Genomic DNA, 20,184 nt, shown 5'->3' on the forward strand with positions numbered 1-20,184 from the left:
CAATGCAGGAAGAACTGGTCGGAAGCGCCGCCAGTCCGCGATCGAGACGAGCTGCCCGGCCCGAGAGTTCCCCTCCGAGCACGAATGCCTTCTAATTCCACTAAGCCAGGGCCGAAGTACGCTTGAGAGAAATCGCTTGACCAGGATAGGGTCCACCGTTCCCACCCGAATGGCAGGACCGCAATGACCCGCAACCCTATCGAGACGCTGTCCAGTCGCGCGCGGCGCTGGGCAATCGGGTTGACCGAGCAGAAGAGCATCACCGGCACGGACGGCGAGGCTGCCTTCGGCCCTTGGTTGGCGGCGGAACTCCGAAAGGAGACGGCATTTCAGAACGCGGAGGTCTGGACGATCGAGGTCGGACCCCAGGACGGCCGTCACTGCGTGGCGATGCTCCTGCGCGGCACTGGTCGCTCGACCGTGCTCTTGACCGGTCACTACGACACCGTCGGGACAAGCGACTACGGACAGTTGGAGCCTCTGGCCACTCGGCCCGACGCGTTGACAAAGGCGTTGCACGGTTCCCTCGTCGCCGCGAACGCTCCAGCCGCCATTCTGGCCCACCATGATTTCGCGGGCGGGGAGTTCCTTGCCGGACGCGGTCTTCTCGACATGAAGGCGGGCCTTGCAGCCGGGCTGGCCGTATGCGCCGAATTTGCCGAAAGCGCAAAGCCGGCTGGAAATCTGCTTTTTATCGCAGTGCCGGACGAGGAGAACAATTCCGCCGGCGCCCGCAAGGCGGCGCAGATGCTGCCTGGACTCTGTAAAGAGCGCGACCTCGATTTGCTCGCGGTGATCAATCTCGATGCGATCGCGGATGATGGCGACGGCAGCAAGGGTCGCGTCATCGCTCTGGGAACCGTCGGCAAGCTGCTTCCGGCCGCCTGCGTGGTTGGTGTTCCCACACATAGCGGCTTTCCCTTGAATGGCCTCAATGCCGGCGCGATCGCCGCGGCAATCGCCGCGCGGATCGAATGGGCGCCCGAGCTCACCGACATGTGCGGCACCGAACCCGGCACCCCGCCCAGCCTGCTCGGGATTCGGGACGGAAAGACGGGGTATGATGTCACGACACCGCGGACCGCCCATGCCACTTTCAATGTGCTGAGTTATCGCCGGGCGCCCAGTGAGGTGCTCGACCGGTTCGACAGCCTATGCGCCGAAGCGGCCTCGCGTCGTTTACAGGAGCTCCGGCGGCGCGTCTCCGCTCAGCACGAAACAGGTCTGCTGGAGATGGTGCAATCGATCCCGGTCCATCGGTATGAGACTCTGCTGGCGCGTCTCGAAGAACCGGAGCGGATGCGGCTCGAAGCTGTTTCCGCTTCGATCGCCGCCGGCGACCAGCCCCTGCCCGAGAAGTGCCGATTGATAACCGAGCAGGCCTGGGAACTCAGCCGCTTGGCCGGACCAGCCATCGTGACGGGCTTCGGATCCATTCCCTATCTGCCGACGAACCTTTCCGCGCAGCCGGCAGCCGCCAGGCTGCGAGCCGCTGCCGTCGAGGTGGCCGACGAGGCAGCGGCTCGCTATGGCAGCGTGGTCACCTGCGCGGACTATTTCGCCGGGATTTCGGACATGAGCTTCTTTGGCGAACCGGCCGAGTCCTCCCTCGACGTCGTCGCCCGCAACACACCAGCCTGGAAAGACAGCGTGCGCTGGCCCCTCACGCGAGCCCTGGCCAACATACCGACAATCAACATCGGTCCGTGGGGACGCGATTATCACACGCCGCTCGAACGATTGCATGTCGGCTATGCGTTCGACGTCCTGCCGCAGCTCATTCGCGATGTCTGCGCCAGGATCCTTCGGCCCGACGCGACCTGACAAGTACGAACGGCACAAAGCGGAAGCGGCCCCCATTTGGCCGCCGCCTTCGGCCTGCGACTATGACTATTCGGCTGCCTTCCTGTCGAACATCTGCTCGCTCTGCGCGCCAGAGCTTGGCCGTGGCGGCGAAAGCATTGGCTCCTCGCCCATCGGTGCGCCGGGCACCAGGGAGAACTCGCCCTTGCCGTCCATCGACGGGCCTTCGCTCCAGCGTCCCTGCGCCGGTGCTACACCTTCGATGAAACAGTTGATGAAGGCATAGGATACGTCCTGACGCTCTTTCTCCTGCGGGAAGGAATTGGGCACCGGCAGAGACGCAGTCAGGCCCCCCATGTCCTCGATCGCCGCCAGCCACTGCTGCTGATGCATGGTGTCGCGCGCAATGAGGAATGACAGCATGTCCTTCATTCCGGCATCGTTGGTCATGTTGTAGAGGCGGGTCGCAAGCACGCGTCCGCTTCCTTCCGCGGTTACGTTGGCGACCATATCGGCGGCAAGATTGCCGCTGGCATAAACATGCGAAGCATTGAAGGGAACACCGTTGGAGTTTTCCGGCAGGGCGGCGAGCCCAGTCGACAAGATATGACGGAAATTCATCCCGTTGAGGACAGAGCCGCCGACCGCATCGGACGACACGTCCTCCTGCAATGAAAGCGGTGCCCCTTCGAGATTGAGCGCGACCGCGGTCGCCAGCATCTCGATATGGGCGAGCTCCTCGGTGGCTGTGTTCAACAGCAGGTCGCGGTACTTGGCCGGTCCACGGCACCCCCACGCTTGAAAGAAATATTGCAAGGCGACACGGATTTCGCCTTCCACTCCGCCTATGGCCTGCTGTAAGGCGCGAGCAAAGATTGGGTTCGGCGTCTCGACTCGAACCGGGAACTGCAATTTCTTGTCGGTGTAATACATGGCTGACTCTCCGTTTGAAGTCAGCCGAACCTCAGCCCGGAAGCATTGTTCCGCCCGGGTAGGCGTTTAATTTGGAAAGAACTGGCAACGGATCGCCTCGTGTCAACGGAACTCAATTGCACGACGACGACAGCCGCTCCGGCCGGTCGAACGCAGTCGTGCCGGCCGGCAGACCAGGATCATGCAACCTTGGAAAACAGAGCCACGTCACATCGGGCCAAGCCGTAGCGCCACCGGTGGTCGGTCGCGGCAACCCGGCTTTGGTAAAACAGGGAAAGCTGGCTGCCTTCGATCATCACCGTTGAATGACCGTTCTCGCCCGGCTGGCCTGGTTCGAGTACCGGGCCTATGGACACGTAAGGTCCGGCAACCTCGTCAGCGATGGCAAAAAACACGCGCTGGCGATTCCCACGAAGGCCATTTGGAAGAAAGCAAGTGGCGTTCAGAAGCACGCGGCCATCCGGCAACTCGACCAGTTGGGCACCTTCTATGCCCCATTCATAGTCGGGGTCCTCTCTCGTATTGTGATGAGGGACATCAGCGTGATCGAGGATCTTGCCGATCCGCTTCCACGGCCCGAACCACGAGTCGGACTGGCTGCGTGCGAGATAGATGTCGGGCTGCGGCACCCTGTTGAATTTCGGCATGGCAGAGTAAACGAGATAGCGCTTGCCACCAATGACGGCCGGATGCGGATCGTAGATGCCATCCTCTTCCGTGTCGGGGATGGCGAGAATGGCCGGGCTGAGAACCACCCAATGGAAGCCGTCGTTGGAAACCGCATGCTCGCAGCGGCCCCCGGATTTCATGAACTCGGTCTGGATGAACATATGGAAGACGCCACTTTCGTGGATGACGCCCGGAGCCGCGACCCCGGTCCCGTTGATGGGAAGCTCGATCGCTTCGTGCTCGGTCCAAGGCCCATAGAGGTCGGGGGCCGTGGCGTGCAGGATCCTCCACGTCTCGGTCGTCACCGTCCCGCTTGAGCCGAACACATGCCACAGCCTGCCATCGAAGACGGGGCATGGGTCCTTGAGATCATCCACGCTTTGCGGATGGAACAGCGGAAACACGTTGGTATCGAAGTCGATCTTCATCTTAGCCCCGGAATTTGCCCTTGCCCCGGACCCGCCCAAGCCGCGGGCGAATCAAGTTGATGTCCGGCACATTTTATAGCCAGCAAGTTCAACGCAAATACGGCGAAGGCGGTTCTCCACCAGCAAACTTGGTCGCGGGCAGTTTCGATGACCCGCCATTTGAGACAGCCAGTCTGCCTCCGCGCAGCCGGCGCTTTGCATTCGTCCAATCCGAAGCGGCGACCGAGGCTCTCCGTTTCACCTTGGAACAACTCACCTACCCGAAAGTTAGGAGCTGAAACCGAAGTCTAGTTCCCCCTCATCCACGATTAACAAATGTTAGTCGCAACATAAACCACCGTCTATAAAAGGAATATCTCAATGGAAGCAGCCTTGGGCAGGGTCACCGTCAGTAAACAGGCTGGCAGGCAAAATCTACTGGTTTGCTTCTCTCATTTAAGGTGGAACTTCGTTCATCAACGCCCGCAGCATATCCTCACACTCGCATCCATGCAGCAGAGGGTTGTCTACTTTGAAGAACCTGTCTTTGAAGAACTGCCGCAGCCGCTAATGCGGACGAGCGAGGCCTCGCCAAACATTCTGATTGTGACACCAGTGCTCCCGGTCGGCACGTCGGCCGCGAAAGCAGATGCGACGCAGCGCAGATTTGTTCAGCAGACAATCGCTTCTATGCCGCACAGCCGGCTGATCGCTTGGTATTATACGCCAATGGCTCTCCGCTTCACGGAGTACCTTGAGCCTGACATATGTGTCTATGATTGCATGGACGAACTCTCGGCGTTCAAGAATGCGCCGCCTGAATTGAGGCAGATGGAAAAGGCGCTTCTGCACCGCGCCGATCTCGTTTTCACCGGCGGCCTGAGCTTGTTCGAGACCAAGCGCCACCTGCATCACGCGATCTATCCCTTTCCGAGCAGCATCGACGTGAACCACTTTCACCAGGCCAGGAAGCCGGGAAAAGACCCGGCCGATCAGGCCGGCATTCCTCACCCGAGGGTCGGTTATTTCGGCGTCATCGACGAGCGGCTGGACGTCGATCTCGTAGCCCAGGCGGCGGAGACCATGCCGGACGTGCATTTCGTCATGCTCGGCCCGGTGGTCAAGATCGACGCTACAAGCCTGCCGCGCGCCGAGAACCTTCACTGGCTGGGCGGGAAAGCCTACCGCGATCTGCCCGACTACCTGCGCCATTGGGATGCCGGCTGGATGCCGTTCGCCCTCAATGAAGCGACCCGCTTCATCAGCCCGACCAAGACGCCGGAGTTCCTCGCGGCGGGGCTGCCGGTAGTCTCGACGGCGATCGTGGACGTGGTGCGCAGCTACGGCGCTGCCGGGCTGGTGGAAATCGCCGACAGCGACGATCTGGAAACCAAGCTCCGCTCGGCTCTTTCGCGACCGCGCCAGATGCTCCGGCAACAAGTCGACGCCTACCTTGCGGATACCTCCTGGGAGCGAACATGGAATGCCATGGCGGCTCACATCGAGCGCGCCCATGAACGCAAGAAAATCGTCCCTCTTCGCAGGAGCGCTTAGCCATGTTCGACTGGCTGGTCGTCGGGGCGGGTTTTGCCGGCAGCGTGCTTGCCGAAAGGATAGCCTCGCAGCGTCACGAAAGCGTCCTGCTGGTAGATCGTCGCGGCCATGTCGGCGGCAATGCGTATGATTGCTACAATGAAGCCGGCATCCTGATCCACCGCTACGGTCCGCACATCTTCCACACCAACAGCCAGGCGATCGTGGACTACCTGTCGCAGTTCACCGAGTGGCGGTCATACGAGCACAGGGTGTTGGCGGCGGTGGACGGGAAACTCGTTCCCATCCCGATTAATCTCGACACGATCAACAGCCTTTATGGACTGGAACTGACCTCGGCCCAGTTGGAGGAATTCTTCGCGTCGCGACGCGAGACTGTGGAGGACGTTCGCACGGCCGAGGATGTCGTTGTCAGCACGGTGGGCCGCGAGCTCTACGAAAAATTCTTCCGTGGCTACACCAGGAAGCAATGGGGCGTCGATCCCAGTCAACTGAGCAAGTCGGTGACGGCACGAGTGCCGACCAGGACCAACCGTGACGACCGCTATTTCAGCGACAGCTTCCAGAAAATGCCGGCCGGCGGATACACCAGGATGTTCGAAAGCATGCTCGACCATCCGAACATAAAGATCATGCTGCAGACCGATTTCCGCGAAATCCGTGAGAAGATTCCGTTCAGGCGGATGATCTATACCGGTCCAATCGATGAATATTTCGGGTGGCAGCTTGGGCATCTTCCCTATCGCTCGCTGCGTTTTGAGCACGTCACCCTGGACCGCGAGCAGTTTCAGCCGGTTGCCGTCGTCAATTATCCGCAGACGCAAGATTACACCCGCATCACGGAGTACAAACATCTGACCGGCCAGCAGAACGCGCGGACCAGCCTGACTTACGAATACCCGACGGATATCGGCGACCCGTACTACCCGGTGCCGCGAGCCGAAAACGAAGCCCTCTACAAGCGCTACGAAGCGCTCTCCGCAGCCTGTCCCGACGTGTGGTTTGTCGGCCGCCTGGCAACATACCGCTACTACAACATGGACCAAGTGGTCGGACAGGCTCTGGCCACTTTCGCTCGCATCCAGAAAAGTCTGCCGGAATGGGCGGGCACTGGAAGGACGTCCCTGGCCGGACTGGTGGCGAGTTCTCCCGCACATGGGAGCTGAATTAACCGCGGCAGAAAACAGAAGGAGAATTGCGATGGATACAAACTTCAACTCGGAGAGCCGTTCGATATTCATTGTTGGCTTGCGCAACGCCCATGCCATGGAGAACCAAGCGCTGTCGATCATGAAACCACAGGTCGAGCGTATCGAGAATTATCCTGAGGTGGCTGATCGCTTGCGCCGGCATATTCAAGAGACCGAGGGCCAGATCACTCGGCTCGAGACGGTCCTGGAGGGTCTCGATGAAGAGCACTCGACTCTCAAGGACACGGCCCTGTCGATGGTTGGCAGCATGGCTGCCATGGGACACTCGATGGCAGGCGACGAGATCATCAAGAACAGCCTAGCGAATTTCGCCTTCGAGAACTACGAGATCGCTGCCTACAATTCGCTCCTGGTGCTCGCCGAGGCCGGCGGCTTCCAGGATGCCGAAACGGTCCTCAAGCAAAATCTGAGCGAAGAGGAAGCGATGGCCGATTGGCTTAAGGAAAATCTGAGCGACGTGACCCTGCGGTACGCCAAGTTGCGCGCGGCGGGGGAGACCGCAAAAAGCTGATCCAACGGCCAGGGGCGGCATCCACAACGCCGCCCCCGCCTGGTTGCCGGCCGCTCCTTCAACGCGTCCGGTTTGGTGCGAACAGATCTTGCTGCCGAACCAGTTCGTCCGCGACGGGCTGGCGGAGGCGTCGCGTGCCATCCGCCTGGATGACGGAAAACAATCCCACCTCCGCATGTCGGGAATTATCCCACCCGGGGTAAGCGGTTATCGGATACAGGCAAATACCCTCGATCGGCGCTTCGAGTTTTATCGCCGCACGCACCTCGTCGCAGACATAGTGGAGCCAAGCCGCCCCGCCCGATCCCTCCGAGCCGGTTTCGGCAATGAACATCGGCTTGCCGTATCGATGAGCGACCTCGATCAGCATTTCCGACAGAGCACGGTACTCGTGGTGCCCCATCGGAATGGTCGGTCCATTTATGTACCATTGATTGTGTGGGTAGAAGTTCAGGCCCACGGCGTCGACAACATCCTCGCTGCCGCCCAACTCCGGTTCGACGCGGCCCAGCAACATGTCGTAGGCCTCGAACTGTCCCAGTCGGGCGTTTTCGGCGCGGCGCCGTTCGCCGCGGGTCCGGTCGCGAGGCGCGATGTGGATGAGCGGCTCGGCCCAGACAAATCCGCATGCCGGATCGACCTCCCGCATTGCACGAACACCGGCGATGGCAGCCTTGACGAGGTGCCGCTTGAACCATCCCCGCTTGTTCGGCCCTACGCGCGGGAAATAGCCGACCTCGACGGCCCAGGCGAAGAAGGAGATTTCGTTGATCGGACACAACAGAGGCGATGTTCCGGTTATCGAACGGTACACCCTCACGGCTTCCGCCGCGAACGAGGCATAGGCATCGATGAACTGGATGGACCCCTGATCGACATGATCCGGGGATCCATAATGGAAGATGTCCCAGATGACCTGGACCCCTGCCGATTGGGCTGCCTCGACCATAGGCATCCAACTTGACCAGTCATAGGTTCCAGGAGCGGTTTCGATCAGGTGCCAGCGTAGCCCATCGCGAATGGTGCGCAGGCCGAGTTCGGCGCAGGCCCGGTAATCGCCGAGGGCATGCAAACTATGCGAAGTCGCACGAATAAGGTCGAGGCGGACGCCATCCTTGCGCCGATGCGAGGAGCACTCAAAGCCCGCCATGAAAAAACTGGCAAAGCGCGAAGCTTTCGGAGCCGACTCACCCACTTCGTGCCCGTCCGTGCGTCCCACTTCGTCCATTCGAAGTCTCCTTTGGGCAGTCGGTTTCAAACTCGGCCGCCCTGTTTGGACCGCGAATTGCCTTGGCAAAACGCCGGATCCGATCAGGCAAGCCGCATCCCATTGCTCAGCTCAGCTGACCCCTCATCCTGCCTGAGCGGGGTAAAGCCGAACCGACTGGCCGAGCCTTTGTTCCGGTGGTCGACCGCCCGCGAGCTGGGTGGCGAGTGGCAACATCAGGAACAAGGAGGCTCGAGCCAAGTTCGGGGCGATGTAGCACCGGCGTCGCTTAACTCGACTGGCTGCCCGGCAAACAACAGAGGCACGGGATCACATGACCGTTCAAATTCAACTTTCCGATATCGACCATGCCAGGCGCGAGGATCGTGGCGACGGTGCTTGGAGCATCGCACCGGATCTGGGTTATTTGCGGCTGGCAATCGTCAATGTCGTGTTCTTCGGCGCACCGGGCAGCGGAGACCGGAAATGGGTGCTGATCGATACCGGGTTGCCGACGTCCCGGAGCAGCATCCTTGCTGTGGCGGAGAAGCGCTTCGGGATTGACGCGCGGCCGGCTGCGATCATCTTGACGCACGGCCATTTCGACCATGTGGGAACGGTTCTGGACCTGGCGAATACGTGGGACGTGCCTGTCTTCGCGCACCCGCTCGAGCGCCCCTATCTGGACGGGACCACATCCTATCCGCCGCCGGACCCCTGGGTCGGGGGTGGACTGATGGCGCTGCTCTCGCCGCTATTTCCACGCGGGCCGATCGATCTTGGCAACCGTCTGGAACTCTTGCCGGCCGACGGTTCGATCCCCGGAATGCCCGGATGGCAGTGGCTGCACACGCCAGGACACGCCCCGGGGCATATCTCGCTCTGGCGCGAGGAGGACCGCTCGCTGATCGTAGGGGACGCTTTCATCACCACAGGCCAGGAGTCGGTCTATGAGGTCGCCGTTCAGGATCTCGAGATGCACGGTCCGCCACGCTATTTCACGCCGGACTGGGATGCGGCGGAAAGATCGGTGAAGCGCCTGGCCGCGCTGAAGCCGCAGATGGTCATCAGTGGACATGGGGCGGCGGCGGCTGGCATGGGCATGCGTCAAGCTCTTGACAGCCTGGCTGATCGGTTCACGGAGTTTGCCGTGCCGCCGAAGATGAAATTCGTGCGCGAGCCGGCGACGGTTCCAAATAGCTGAGCCTGTCCGAGCGCAGCGCTCTGCTGCGGTTCTCAAGATCTGTCAAAAACGCGCCGGCTTTGCCGCCCGGGCGGCCCAAGACGGGCGGCGGCGGAACAAACGTCACAGGCGCCAGTTAGGCGTTCGTTGGGCGGCAGGCGACACCGGGCGTATCTCGAATTCTGCGTCAGGGAAGACTTAGATGGAAAACGCGAAGAATGCGTGCCCTCACGACGTGTCCTCCCCGAGATGCGTGGCGCAGCCACTGTTATTGCCACCCACCTTCAAGCCGGCGCGTTCGCTGCTCTGGATACCCGCAGCCGCATTCTTGCCCGGCTGCGCGGGGGGCGTGCTCGACCCGCAAGGGCCAATTGGCGCGGGCAATCGCACGATCCTTTTGAACTCGCTGGCGGTGATGCTGGTGATCGTCATTCCGACGCTGATCGCACTGCTGGCCTTCGCTTGGAAATTCCGCGCCTCGAACAGCAATGCCCGTTACGACCCGGAATTCACCTATTCAGGCCGGATCGAGTTGATCGTCTGGTCGATTCCGACGCTCACCATCCTCTTCCTTGGCGGACTGATCTATTACGGTTCCTATCACCTCGATCCGCGCAAACCGATCGCCTCGGCGCAGCCACCGCTCGACATCCAAGTGGTGGCGCTCGATTGGAAATGGCTGTTCCTCTATCCCGAGCAGGGTGTTGGAGCGGTCAACCAGCTGGTCATCCCGGCCGGCGTTCCCGTGCATTTCAAGCTGACCTCGGCCAGCGTGATGAACACGTTCTTCGTGCCTCAGCTTGGCAGCATGGTCTATGTCATGAACGGCATGCAGACCGAGTTGCATCTGCAGGCCGACCGCGAGGGGAGCTATTTCGGTCAGTCGGCGCATTTCAGCGGCGACGGCTTCTCGGACATGAACTTCAGCGTGACCGCGGTTTCGCCTGATGCGTTCACCCGCTGGACGTCATCGTTGCGTGGTGGCGGCGGCGTGCTCAACGCCGACGCTTACCGCGAGCTCGCCCGGCAAAGCACAAACCTGCCGCCGGCTTCGTTCGGCCACGTGCAGCCCGGGCTGTTCGAAGCGGTTGTTCAGCAGACGCTGCCGCCCGGCCCCGGCCCCGCTGAAAGTGCCGGCAGCGGTGAGCCACAGGTCAGTCCGAAGGCGTTACGAGCGGCGGCCATGGCGCACCACCAGCAGGCAGAAGGGGGAGAATGACGATGCTCGGCAAGCTCGATTGGTCGGCGATTCCGTTCGACCAACCTATCCCCCTCGGTGCGGCCTTCGCGGTGTTCCTCGCCGCGGCAGCGGTGCTCTGCTGGATAAGTCTCAAGGGATATTGGCCCTATCTGTGGAGCGAGTGGATAACTTCGGTCGACCACAAACGCATCGGCGTGATGTACATCGTGCTCGCGATGCTCATGCTTTTGCGTGGCTTCATCGATGCCATCATGATGCGCACGCAACAGGTGCTGGCCATCCACGGTCCAGGCTATCTTCCGCCCGAGCATTACGACCAGATCTTTTCGGCGCACGGCACGATCATGATCTTCTTCGCGGCAATGCCCTTCATCATCGGCCTGATGAATTTCGTCGTGCCGCTGCAGCTTGGCATCCGCGATGTCGCCTTTCCGACGCTCAACTCAGTCAGCTTCTGGTTGACGGCTACCGGAGCCCTGCTGGTCAACATCTCGCTTGTCATCGGCGAGTTCGCGCGCACCGGCTGGTTGCCCTATGCGCCCTTGTCGGAAACCACCTACTCGCCGGGCGTCGGTGTCGACTATTATCTGTGGTCGATCCAGATCTCCGGCGTCGGCACGCTGCTGACCGGCGTGAACCTGGTGACGACCATCCTCAAGATGCGTGCGCCGGGAATGGGGTATCTGCGCATGCCGATGTTCTGCTGGACATCGCTAGCATCCAACCTGCTCATCGTCGCGGCCTTCCCGATCCTCACCGCCACGCTCGCGATGCTGACGCTGGACCGCTATCTCGGCTTCCATTTCTTCACCAACGAAGCCGGCGGAAATCAGATGATGTTCGTCAACCTGATCTGGGCCTGGGGCCATCCCGAGGTTTACATCCTGGTGCTTCCAGCCTTCGGGATTTTTTCCGAGATCTTCTCGACCTTCTCGTCAAAGCCGCTGTTCGGATATCGTTCGATGGTCGCGGCGACGATGTTCATCTGCATCGTCTCGTTCATGGTCTGGCTGCACCATTTCTTCACCATGGGCGCCGGTGCCGACGTCAATGCTGCGTTTGGCATCGCCACCTCGGTCATCGCCGTCGGCACCGGCGTAAAAATCTACAATTGGCTCTTTACCATGTATGGCGGGCGCGTTCGCTTCGACACGTCCATGCTTTGGGCACTGGCATTCGTCACCACCTTCACCGTCGGCGGCATGACCGGCGTCCTGCTTGCCGTCCCGCCCGCCGACTTCGTGCTGCACAACTCGCTTTTCCTCGTGGCACATTTCCACAACGTCATCATCTCGGGCGTGCTGTTCGGCGCCTTCGCCGGCTTCACCTACTGGTTCCCCAAGGCATTCGGCTTCCGGTTGCACGAAGGTTGGGGGAAGGCGGCGTTTTGGGTCACCTTGGTCGGCTACATGCTGGTCTTCGTGCCCCTTTATATCGTCGGCCTGCTTGGCATGACGCGGCGCCTTCAGCACATCGACATGGATCTTTGGGCACCGTGGCTGGTGGTGGCCGCGTTCGGCGTGCTGGTGATGATCATCGGCGCCGCACTGCAGATCATGCAGCTGGTGGTTTCGATCCGGCATCGCGACAAGCTTCGCGACGAGACCGGCGACCCGTGGGATGGGCGTTCGCTGGAATGGTCGACACCCTCCCCTCCGCCCGCCTTCAACTTTGCGCGGCTGCCACATGTCGAGAACGAAGAACCCTACTGGACCATCAAGCAGCGGGGGATCGAGGAGCAGGGCGCGGAGACGGAGGCCGCGTACGAGCCTATCGAGATGCCGCGCAACAGCCCGACGGGCTTCGTCACCGCTTTCTTCAGTACGCTGATCGGCTTCGCGCTGATCTGGCACATTTGGTGGCTGGCGATCGTCGGCTTCATCGGCGCCTACGCCACCTTCGTCGTCTTCGCCTGGCGCAATCATGGCGACTACGAGATCCCCGCCGATGAGGTCGCGCGAATAGACCGAAACGGCCGAGCCGCGCGGCTTGCCTTCCTGCGCAGCTGGGAACGTCCGGTATGAGCGATCACGCCTTCACCACCGACATCAGCGCCGACGGCCAGACACGCGACCAATACCGGGTCAATCGCACCGGCAGCCATGGTGCAAGATCCGCGACGGGCCACGGACAGGGCGGCCCAGCGTCGAAGTTCGTCACCGTTGCCTACGGGTTCTGGATCTTTCTGCTGTCCGACATCATCATGTTCTCGGCCTTCTTCGCCGCCTATGCCGTGCTCGCCAAGGCAACCGCCGACGGGCCGGCCGGCAAGGATCTGTTCGAGCCCACGCGCGTTGCGGTGCAAACGGGCCTTCTGCTCAGTTCGAGCTTCACCGGCGGCTTGGCAACGCTCGCGAGCCACCGCAGATCGATGGCTGCCACCCAGTTCTGGCTGCTGGTTACGGGCCTGCTCGGGGCAGCCTTCCTGCTCCTGGAGGTGCAGGAGTTCGCGGCGATGGCCGGCGAGCAGGCAGGCCCGTCTCGAAGCGCATTTCTTTCGGCCTTCTTCGCACTCGTTGGTTGCCACGGGACCCACGTCGCACTCGGCCTGCTCTGGCTAGGCACCATGATGGCGCAGCTGTGGGTCAAGGGTTTTCGGTCCGATATTTTGCGGCGGCTCCACTGCTTCGGGCTCTTCTGGCACGCGCTCGACATCATCTGGGTTGCCATCTTCACCCTGGTTTATCTGCTAGGAGCATCGCCATGACCGAGATCGGAGGCGAGAGCGGGACCGGCGAGACGCCAGACCGCCGCGATTCAGCACCGGGCGAGGAACGCATAACCGAGCACGAAATGGCGGGGGGCCTCTCTGGCTACCTGCTTGGCTTCGGCCTGGCCATCCTGCTGACGATCGCTTCGTTCCTGGCGGCTCAGACCAACCTGATCTACCAGCCGGCGGTAATTTCGGCCCTGGTGGTGCTCGCTGTCGCGCAGATGGGCGTGCATCTTGTCTTCTTTCTCCACCTGACGACCGGACGGGACAACACCAACAACGTCCTGGCCCTGGCCTTCGGCGTGCTGATCGTGGCGCTGGTGGTTCTGGGCTCAGTCTGGATCATGGCCCATCTGGATCAGAATATGGCTGCCATGACCGCCCATCAAGCCGGAGTGATGCCTTGAGCGAACCGCACGCCGGACACGGTATTAGCTGACTTTCGCTCGCCTCGTCACGCGTCTCAGGCGGGAACTTTGGTTCGGGCAGCAAGTTCGGACGCCATCGGAGACAACAGGCTCGCGGTAGATGGACGCCCAGATCAATCACTTCGTCAAGGATATCCTCATCGAGGTCGCCGAAATGCTTCCGGCCGTGACTCAAAGGGAAAGAACGCCGGCTGACGAACTGCCCATCGAAGCGCCGGACTTTCCCCACGATCTGGAACCGGTGATCCGAGCGAACCCATCATGGGCGGCGCCGCGCCGGCCGGGCTGCACGCAAGGCACCGAGCACCGAGCGGACGGCATCGATACCTGAGCCGCGAGACTGGATCGGGGGCCTGAAAATCAGCCGGCCGTTGCGGAACTCGAAGCCCTGTGCGTTTTTAAAGCGCCATTTTGATGCCACGGGCTTCTTGCGGAAGGTAATCGCGATCCCTTCTGGTCCCACATCGACTTTGCTGATGCCCAGGTCCGCCGCGGCTATGCGCAACCTGGTCAGTTCCAGTAAATCCGCCACTTCGCCGGGCATGTCTCCAAAGCGGTCCTCAAGCTCTTCGCCGAATGCATCGAGGTCCGTCTCGGCAGCTAAACGAGACAGCCTCGCATAGAGGCTGACGCGCACCGTCGGCTCGTTGACGTAACTTTCGGGAAAGGCCCCTTTTCCGGCGCCGTTGATGTCGGCAAGCTGCTTGTCGGTATCGGCCCCTCCCGCAGCCAGCGAGACCGCCCGCTGCAGAAAATGTTGGTAAAGGCCTGCTCCGATCAGCTTCATGTGTCCGGCTTGATCTTCGCCGAAAAGGTCTCCTGCCCCGCGCAGGTCGAGGTCCCTTTGGCTGATCGCAAGGCCGGAGCCAAGCCGATCGAGCGCAATCATGGTCGAAAGTCGGGCTCTTGTGCCTTCGGCCAGTTCGATGCCAGGCTCGGTCAGAAGAAGAGCAATAGCCTGCACCGCCCCCCTTCCGACCCGGCCGCGAAGCTGGTGCAGCTGTGCCAGACCGAACCTGTCCGCTCGCCAGATCAGTATGGTGTTGGCCCGCGGCACGTCGAGGCCGCTCTCGATGATGTCGGTGCTCAACAGGACGTCGCCGTCACCGTTAGCGAACCCGACCATGATGTCGTCCAGTTGTCTCCCTTTCATTTCGCCGTGCGCCGTCTTGACCGCGAGTTCCGGCACCAGTCTGTTTAGCTGCAGGCGAACCGGATCGATGTCTTCGATGCGCGGAACCACCAGGAAGCTCTGTCCGCCCCGACGAAACTCGCGCAAAAGGGCGGCTCTTGCCGAAGCTGGATCGAAGGGCGCCAGGATGGTGCGAACGGGACGTCTTTTGGCGGGCGGAGAGTTGAGGACGCTGGCCTCCTGGACGCCTGACATCGCCGATTGCAGCGTCCGCGGTATCGGCGTGGCGCTCATGCTCAGCGTATGAAGGCAGGGCGCCATGTTCCGCAGCGCCTGCTTCAACTTGACGCCGAACCGGTGCTCCTCGTCGATCACCAGCAGTCCGAGATTGGCGAAGCTGACGCTCTTGGCCGCCAGGGCCTGGGTACCCACAACCACCGCGACCTGACCGCTCCGCAGCCGCTCCTTCACCGCTCTCGCCTCCGCCGCTCCGACCATTCTCGAGAGGTGGGCGACGTCGAGGCCGGTTCCCGCAAATCTTCTGCTGAACGTCTCGTAGTGCTGACGTGCCAACACCGTTGTCGGCGCTATCACCGCCACCTGCTTCCCGCAGAGGGCCGCGGCGGCGCAAGCCCGCAGGGCCACCTCTGTCTTGCCGAAGCCGACGTCGCCGCAGACAAGGCGATTCATTGTTCTCCCCGACGACAGGTCGCCGAGCACGTCGCGGATGGCGGCAGCCTGGTCGGGAGTCTCGGTATAGGGAAACCGCGCCGCGAACCGGGCAAGGTCGGCGCGAGAGGGTTTTATGATCGCGGCAGGCTGGCTGGACCTGGCATTGGCAAGGTCCCTCAAGCGCTTGGCCAGCCTGTCGATATCGCGCAGCGCCGCCTTGCGTCGGTTGAGCCACCCATCGCTGTTCAAGCGATCGAGCGGCACTGCAGCGGGTTCCGAGCCGTAGCGCCATATCCGCCCAAACTCATCGACCGGGACCAGCAAGGAAGCTCCGTCCTGATATTCCAGCCTGACGACATCCTGCTGCTGACCGGCCAACTCGACCTGTTCGACCGCCACCAGCGTGGCCAGGCCATGGTCCTCATGGACGACGACGTCGCCAATGCGCAACTCGGGTTCGAGCATGCTGGTGGCCGCGCTGCCGTTTGCTTTCAAGGCGTGGCCAAACAGGTCGGCCGCGGCCACCACCGCGATGCCAGATTGCTCGTCGACAAAGCCTTCGTCGAGAACGATCTCGGCCTTGAGAAGAGAGCCCCTTGGGGCCGAACGGATCCGCGGCCAGTCCGCCACTTCCCCCATTCGCCGACCAAGCTTCCGATCGAGCAGACGATCGGCTCGCTGCAGTTCGGAGGCCTCGCCCGCGAATGCCACGGTGACACCCGACCTTGTCTGCCTTTCCGCAAATTCGGCGAACCGATGCCCGGATCGCGCCTGCTGGAAGAATTTGGGAACTCGCGCGGCAGAAACGGCGAGACTCGTGCCGTGGCGTTTACGGACCGCGACGTCCCATTCTTGACGCGACAGGTAAAACTGTTCCGGCAAGGGTTTGGCGGGCGCGGCAACCTCCTGCCTCGCACCACGAGCATCTTCGATCAGGCCCAGGAAGCGGTCGAGCGGCGCGCCTTCGAGAGCTTCCGCGATGGAGACACAGGCGCCGGATGCCACATCGAAGACCGACGGCATGCTGCCGTACAACGCGACGAGGCGTTCTTCCATCGACGTCGCGCGCATCGCTGCCAACTCAGGATGATCCCCCGTTGCGAAAATCAGCTCGGATGCTGGCCCAACCGTGACCGACTCGCGCGACTGTTCGCTAAGCTGGCTGATGGGGTCATAGGTCTTGAGTTCCCGGATGCAGCTATCTGTACCGATGACGACGCGAACCGGGTGATCGGCGCCAGCAGGGAATATGTCCATGAGGTCGCCCCGAAAGGCTATCTCGCCCGGTTCGTCGACCCTTTCGTCGACACCGTATCCAATCGCCTCTGCTCTCGTTCGGAAACCATCCGGGTCGAACTCTTGTCCGAGTTCCAGAATTGTAAAACCGCCAGCAATGACTGGTGCGGGCGGCACCCGCTGGAGAGTAGTCTCGATCGACAGAACCACGATGCGCGGACGTTTTGGCTCGCTCGCGATCTCACGCAGAGCGCGAAGCCTCCGCCCCATATTGGCGCGTGTCGGCCATACCCTGTCGTAAGGCAGGCAATCCCAGGACGGCAGGAAGATGACGTCCGCGCTCGGCAGAAACTGACGCAAAGCCGCAGCGGTCTCTTCGGCACTGCGTTCCGAGGCGGCTATATGGACAATATGCTTGTTTGGACCGCTCTCAAGGGAGTCGGCCAGCGCCGCCGCGATTGCGGCGGAAGGCGAGGCGCCCTGATCTCTCGCGAGGTCCCTGTCATTCGACGGGTGATCCATTTCTTCGATGATTTCCGTCCGCGAAATGGGTCTGTTCACTGAGGTCTCACCTTGCCACCGTCGAGAACGTCAGTGGGACCACTCCGTTCCTGAGGCGCGGATTAAAGTGTTGCAGGCAGTTGGCAGCGCGCGCGGTCTTGCGTTCTATGGAGCAACGCGCCAACGATGCGGCTCTCGATGAGCCGCTTCTGTTGGAAACGGTCACCGCCGCCGACGATGGCCGTTTAGCCGGCCATGCTTCCAGAATCTCCACAACTTTGAACGAGCTCGTAATGACGCGGGCGCTACGTGTCAGCCTTTCCGACCAGCGGGCTAGAATGGCCGCCTTGCTCGGAGACCTGGTTAGAATTCGTTTGGAAATCAGAGACGCCGCCGCCGTCCACGCTCATATAAGAGGCACCGTGGGCCTGTGGCTTCAGGAGCTTCGCTTCCCGGACCAAGGACGACCAATTGAGCCCTAGCAGGGCTATCAGTTCGCGGGCGTCTTTTTCGCTGACGCTGGTTTCCTTGATCAGGCGATCAATGAAAGCTGTCTTAGGCTCATCCATGGCGAACTCCCCGAAGAGTCCGACGTAACCGCGAATGCCTACCCTACGTTCCGGCGGAGCGGCGTTAGGTATGAAAACGTACAAAGCCGTGGGTGCGTTTGTTCCGTGGGCTGCGGTTTTGATCGCGCCTTTGGCAAACCAGGTTCTGCTCATTCGGATTTCACCGCCATCCGGAACTTTTGGCTGGGATAAAAGTTCGGTGGGCAACATCAGCTAGGTAGCCATTTTGTCCCCCTCTTCGTCCTCGGATGTACTTATCCGCAAGCTTCAGACCATCTCGGACATTCGAGAAGCCGAAATCGCGGTTTTGAAAAGCATACCGATTCAGGAGAAAGATTTTTCGGCCAACCACGACCTGGTGCGTGAGGGTGACCATCCTGTTTACTCGTTTGTCGTCCTGGATGGTTTGGTCGGGTCCACCAAATACACAAGCGAAGGAAAGCGACAGATCACGTCTTTCTTCGTGGCCGGGGACATTCCCGATCTGCACGGGCTGCATCTGTCGGTCATGGATTGTAATTTCTCGACCATGACGCCGGCCCGAGTGGGCTTCATGCGACACGATGTTCTACGCAGCATCTGTGACCAGCACCCTCGCATCGCCACCGCTTTCTGGCGGTCGACGCTGATCGACGCCGCGATGTACAGGGAGTGGGTCACCAACGTTGGAAGACGTGAGGCTTACACCCGCATGGCTCACATTTTGTGCGAACTCATATTTCGCTTGCGGGCGGTGGGACGCATTCAGGATCACATTGCGGATATTCCCATAACCCAAGCCGCACTTGGCGACGCATTGGGTTTGTCGACGGTCCACGTCAACCGAATGCTTCAGGAACTACGACGTGAAGGCCTGATCGCCACCACGGGGTCGAGAATGCATGCAATCGACTGGCCCGGCCTCACTCACGCAGGGGATTTCGACACGACTTACCTGCATCAAAAGAACCCGGCAGATTAGTGGTGACGGAAGCTCTCCCATGGCACGATTTTTCTTTGACACCGGCGATCGCGATTTGGTCTTGCAGGATGAGATAGGTGTCGAATGCGCTGGCCTAGAAGAGGTGCGCCGAGTCGGATTCGAGGGCCTTATCGATCTTACGAGAGACGCATTGAAAAGCGTCGACGGCCAGAAATTGTTTGTCGAGGTGCGTGATGAAAATGGCGACAAGGTTCTGCGGCTAAGCCTCTCGCTTCAGATCAAATTGATGAGATGAATTCGGCCGATTTTCGCGCCATTATCGGATCAGCCCCCCACCCAACCAGCTTCAACATGGCCATCGGACTGCATCGAGCGAGAACTCTCGAAGGGCCGCGAGCCATAGGATGACTCAGGGCTCGGTCATGGAGTGGATCCATCGATGCAAGCGGGTGGGCGCTTTAATCTATGTAAGTGCGCCTAGTCGGCGACCGGATTAATTGGGTCTGTGCGTGCCGGGGGACAATGCACCCTTGCTCGCACGCAGGACCCTGCTGATGACGGGCCCGAGTATCAGCCTGGAGCAAAACATGACAATTGTCGCTTCTTGGACCCTTCACCCCACCAGATCAGACCGACACGAACCAGGTCCCATGTCCCTGGAGGATCGGTGTGATGGCTGACCACCGTCGCAAGCTCAACGAGTCCGATCCGGCGCTTGCGGAGCAGACACAGCCCGCTACCGACCCTGGCGGATCGTCCTTGCCAGGTTCTGGCGAACAGACGAACCTGGTCGACCTTGTTCCCGCATTGCGGGCATTCGCACGTTCGCTCAGCGGCAGCATCGACGAAGCTGACAATCTTGTCCGAGAAACACTGGTCAAAGGGATTGCAGATCTCGATGGTCTTGACGGAAGCCGGGTAAAGCCCTGGATCTTCGCCACCATGCGTAGGGCTTCCTTGGCCAGGCTTGAAGGCACAGCCCCCCAGCCTCGAGGACCGGCGAGCTGCCTGTCAGAACCTTTTGCCACGGACACACAGGAACAGATGGAAGCCGGCCCCAGGGTGGCGCGTGCCATTGACCTCCTGGCGGATCCGGAGCGGCAGGCCATCGTTCTGGTTTGCATGCTCGGACTGTCCTATGAAGACGCCGCCGACATCTGCGATTGCGACACAGCCACCATCAAGGGCCGGATACAGGATGCGAGGACAAGAATGGCTGTCCTGTCGGGTGTCCCGGCGGAAGCCACGCCTGAAATATCGAATTGATGGTGAGCAAAGCGCGGCAGTGTTCAACGCAAAAATTCGGAATGCCTGTCAGGCAGCCACGCACCA

Annotated in this window: 18 protein-coding genes; 13 read left to right on the forward strand and 5 right to left on the reverse strand. The window is 61.1% G+C overall.

Annotation, left to right across the window (positions count from 1 at the left end; translation table 11 throughout):
- Window positions 1–240 precede the first annotated feature (240 nt).
- A complete protein-coding gene (locus LB557_RS18270; RefSeq protein ID WP_224642005.1) occupies window positions 241–1,824 on the forward strand; it encodes a M20/M25/M40 family metallo-hydrolase in 1,584 nt (527 codons plus the stop codon).
- Between the two features lie 66 nt (window positions 1,825–1,890).
- Here LB557_RS18270 and LB557_RS18275 read toward each other — a convergent pair whose 3' ends face one another.
- Window positions 1,891–2,736 (reverse strand): manganese catalase family protein, encoded by an 846-nt coding sequence (locus LB557_RS18275; protein ID WP_015316430.1) that lies wholly within the window; start codon window positions 2,734–2,736, stop codon window positions 1,891–1,893.
- 179 nt (window positions 2,737–2,915) lie between these two features.
- Window positions 2,916–3,833, reverse strand: a complete 918-nt coding sequence (locus LB557_RS18280) for a hypothetical protein (RefSeq protein ID WP_181166253.1) — start codon at window positions 3,831–3,833, stop codon at window positions 2,916–2,918.
- A gap of 360 nt (window positions 3,834–4,193) precedes the next feature.
- Here LB557_RS18280 and LB557_RS18285 point away from each other — a divergent pair, with 360 nt between their 5' ends.
- From LB557_RS18285 to LB557_RS18295, 3 genes are read left to right on the forward strand one after another with little or no spacing between them, the layout of a single operon-like run.
- The gene (locus tag LB557_RS18285) at window positions 4,194–5,366 is read left to right on the forward strand and encodes a glycosyltransferase (protein WP_224531246.1); all 1,173 of its coding nucleotides are present in this window, start codon (window positions 4,194–4,196) and stop codon (window positions 5,364–5,366) included.
- Between the two features lie 2 nt (window positions 5,367–5,368).
- Window positions 5,369–6,532, forward strand: a complete 1,164-nt coding sequence (gene glf / locus LB557_RS18290; protein WP_015316427.1) for a UDP-galactopyranose mutase — start codon at window positions 5,369–5,371, stop codon at window positions 6,530–6,532.
- A 34-nt stretch (window positions 6,533–6,566) separates the two neighbouring features.
- Window positions 6,567–7,088 carry a ferritin-like domain-containing protein gene (locus tag LB557_RS18295; RefSeq protein WP_015316426.1) on the forward strand — a complete coding sequence of 174 codons (522 nt, stop codon included), beginning with the start codon at window positions 6,567–6,569 and terminating at the stop codon, window positions 7,086–7,088.
- 58 nt (window positions 7,089–7,146) lie between these two features.
- Here the strand turns inward: LB557_RS18295 and LB557_RS18300 are convergent, their stop codons facing one another.
- The gene (locus LB557_RS18300; protein WP_224598625.1) at window positions 7,147–8,316 is read right to left on the reverse strand and encodes a beta-glucosidase; all 1,170 of its coding nucleotides are present in this window, start codon (window positions 8,314–8,316) and stop codon (window positions 7,147–7,149) included.
- A 313-nt stretch (window positions 8,317–8,629) separates the two neighbouring features.
- On the opposite strand from LB557_RS18300, the gene LB557_RS18305 reads away from it, so the two are divergent.
- From LB557_RS18305 to LB557_RS18330, 6 genes are all read left to right on the forward strand, one after another.
- Window positions 8,630–9,499 carry an MBL fold metallo-hydrolase gene (locus LB557_RS18305; protein WP_015316424.1) on the forward strand — a complete coding sequence of 290 codons (870 nt, stop codon included), beginning with the start codon at window positions 8,630–8,632 and terminating at the stop codon, window positions 9,497–9,499.
- Between the two features lie 250 nt (window positions 9,500–9,749).
- Window positions 9,750–10,697 carry a ubiquinol oxidase subunit II gene (gene cyoA / locus LB557_RS18310; protein WP_224643893.1) on the forward strand — a complete coding sequence of 316 codons (948 nt, stop codon included), beginning with the start codon at window positions 9,750–9,752 and terminating at the stop codon, window positions 10,695–10,697.
- 2 nt (window positions 10,698–10,699) lie between these two features.
- Window positions 10,700–12,703, forward strand: coding sequence for a cytochrome o ubiquinol oxidase subunit I (gene cyoB / locus LB557_RS18315; protein WP_224643895.1), 2,004 nt, complete (start codon window positions 10,700–10,702; stop codon window positions 12,701–12,703).
- A complete protein-coding gene (locus tag LB557_RS18320) occupies window positions 12,700–13,386 on the forward strand; it encodes a cytochrome (ubi)quinol oxidase subunit III (protein ID WP_015316421.1) in 687 nt (228 codons plus the stop codon). Before cyoB ends, LB557_RS18320 begins: the two co-directional genes overlap by 4 nt.
- A complete protein-coding gene (cyoD, locus tag LB557_RS18325) occupies window positions 13,383–13,799 on the forward strand; it encodes a cytochrome o ubiquinol oxidase subunit IV (RefSeq protein ID WP_015316420.1) in 417 nt (138 codons plus the stop codon). Before LB557_RS18320 ends, cyoD begins: the two co-directional genes overlap by 4 nt.
- Before the next feature lie 121 nt (window positions 13,800–13,920).
- The gene (locus tag LB557_RS18330) at window positions 13,921–14,151 is read left to right on the forward strand and encodes a hypothetical protein (RefSeq protein ID WP_015316419.1); all 231 of its coding nucleotides are present in this window, start codon (window positions 13,921–13,923) and stop codon (window positions 14,149–14,151) included.
- On the opposite strand, the gene LB557_RS18335 is transcribed toward LB557_RS18330, so the two are convergent.
- Together LB557_RS18335 and LB557_RS18340 are read right to left on the reverse strand one after the other, a co-directional pair.
- Window positions 14,080–17,421 carry a DEAD/DEAH box helicase gene (locus LB557_RS18335; RefSeq protein ID WP_015316418.1) on the reverse strand — a complete coding sequence of 1,114 codons (3,342 nt, stop codon included), beginning with the start codon at window positions 17,419–17,421 and terminating at the stop codon, window positions 14,080–14,082. The genes LB557_RS18330 and LB557_RS18335 overlap by 72 nt on opposite strands.
- Before the next feature lie 245 nt (window positions 17,422–17,666).
- Window positions 17,667–18,083: a hypothetical protein gene (locus tag LB557_RS18340; protein ID WP_041163349.1), complete on the reverse strand. Its 417-nt coding sequence runs from the start codon at window positions 18,081–18,083 to the stop codon at window positions 17,667–17,669.
- 73 nt (window positions 18,084–18,156) lie between these two features.
- Between LB557_RS18340 and LB557_RS18345 the strand changes: the two genes are divergently transcribed.
- The 3 genes from LB557_RS18345 (at window position 18,157) to LB557_RS18355 (ending at window position 20,118) form a co-directional block, all read left to right on the forward strand.
- Entirely contained in the window at window positions 18,157–18,891 is a 735-nt protein-coding gene (locus tag LB557_RS18345; protein WP_015316416.1) for a Crp/Fnr family transcriptional regulator, read from the forward strand.
- 19 nt (window positions 18,892–18,910) lie between these two features.
- Window positions 18,911–19,147, forward strand: a complete 237-nt coding sequence (locus LB557_RS18350; RefSeq protein ID WP_015316415.1) for a DUF6894 family protein — start codon at window positions 18,911–18,913, stop codon at window positions 19,145–19,147.
- 377 nt (window positions 19,148–19,524) lie between these two features.
- On the forward strand, window positions 19,525–20,118 hold the full coding sequence (locus LB557_RS18355) for a sigma factor-like helix-turn-helix DNA-binding protein (RefSeq protein WP_015316414.1): 594 nt from the start codon (window positions 19,525–19,527) through the stop codon (window positions 20,116–20,118).
- Window positions 20,119–20,184: the final 66 nt, after the last annotated feature.

Source organism: Mesorhizobium sp. BR115XR7A, from assembly GCF_020165315.1.
Taxonomy (GTDB): Bacteria; Pseudomonadota; Alphaproteobacteria; order Rhizobiales; family Rhizobiaceae; genus Mesorhizobium; species Mesorhizobium australicum.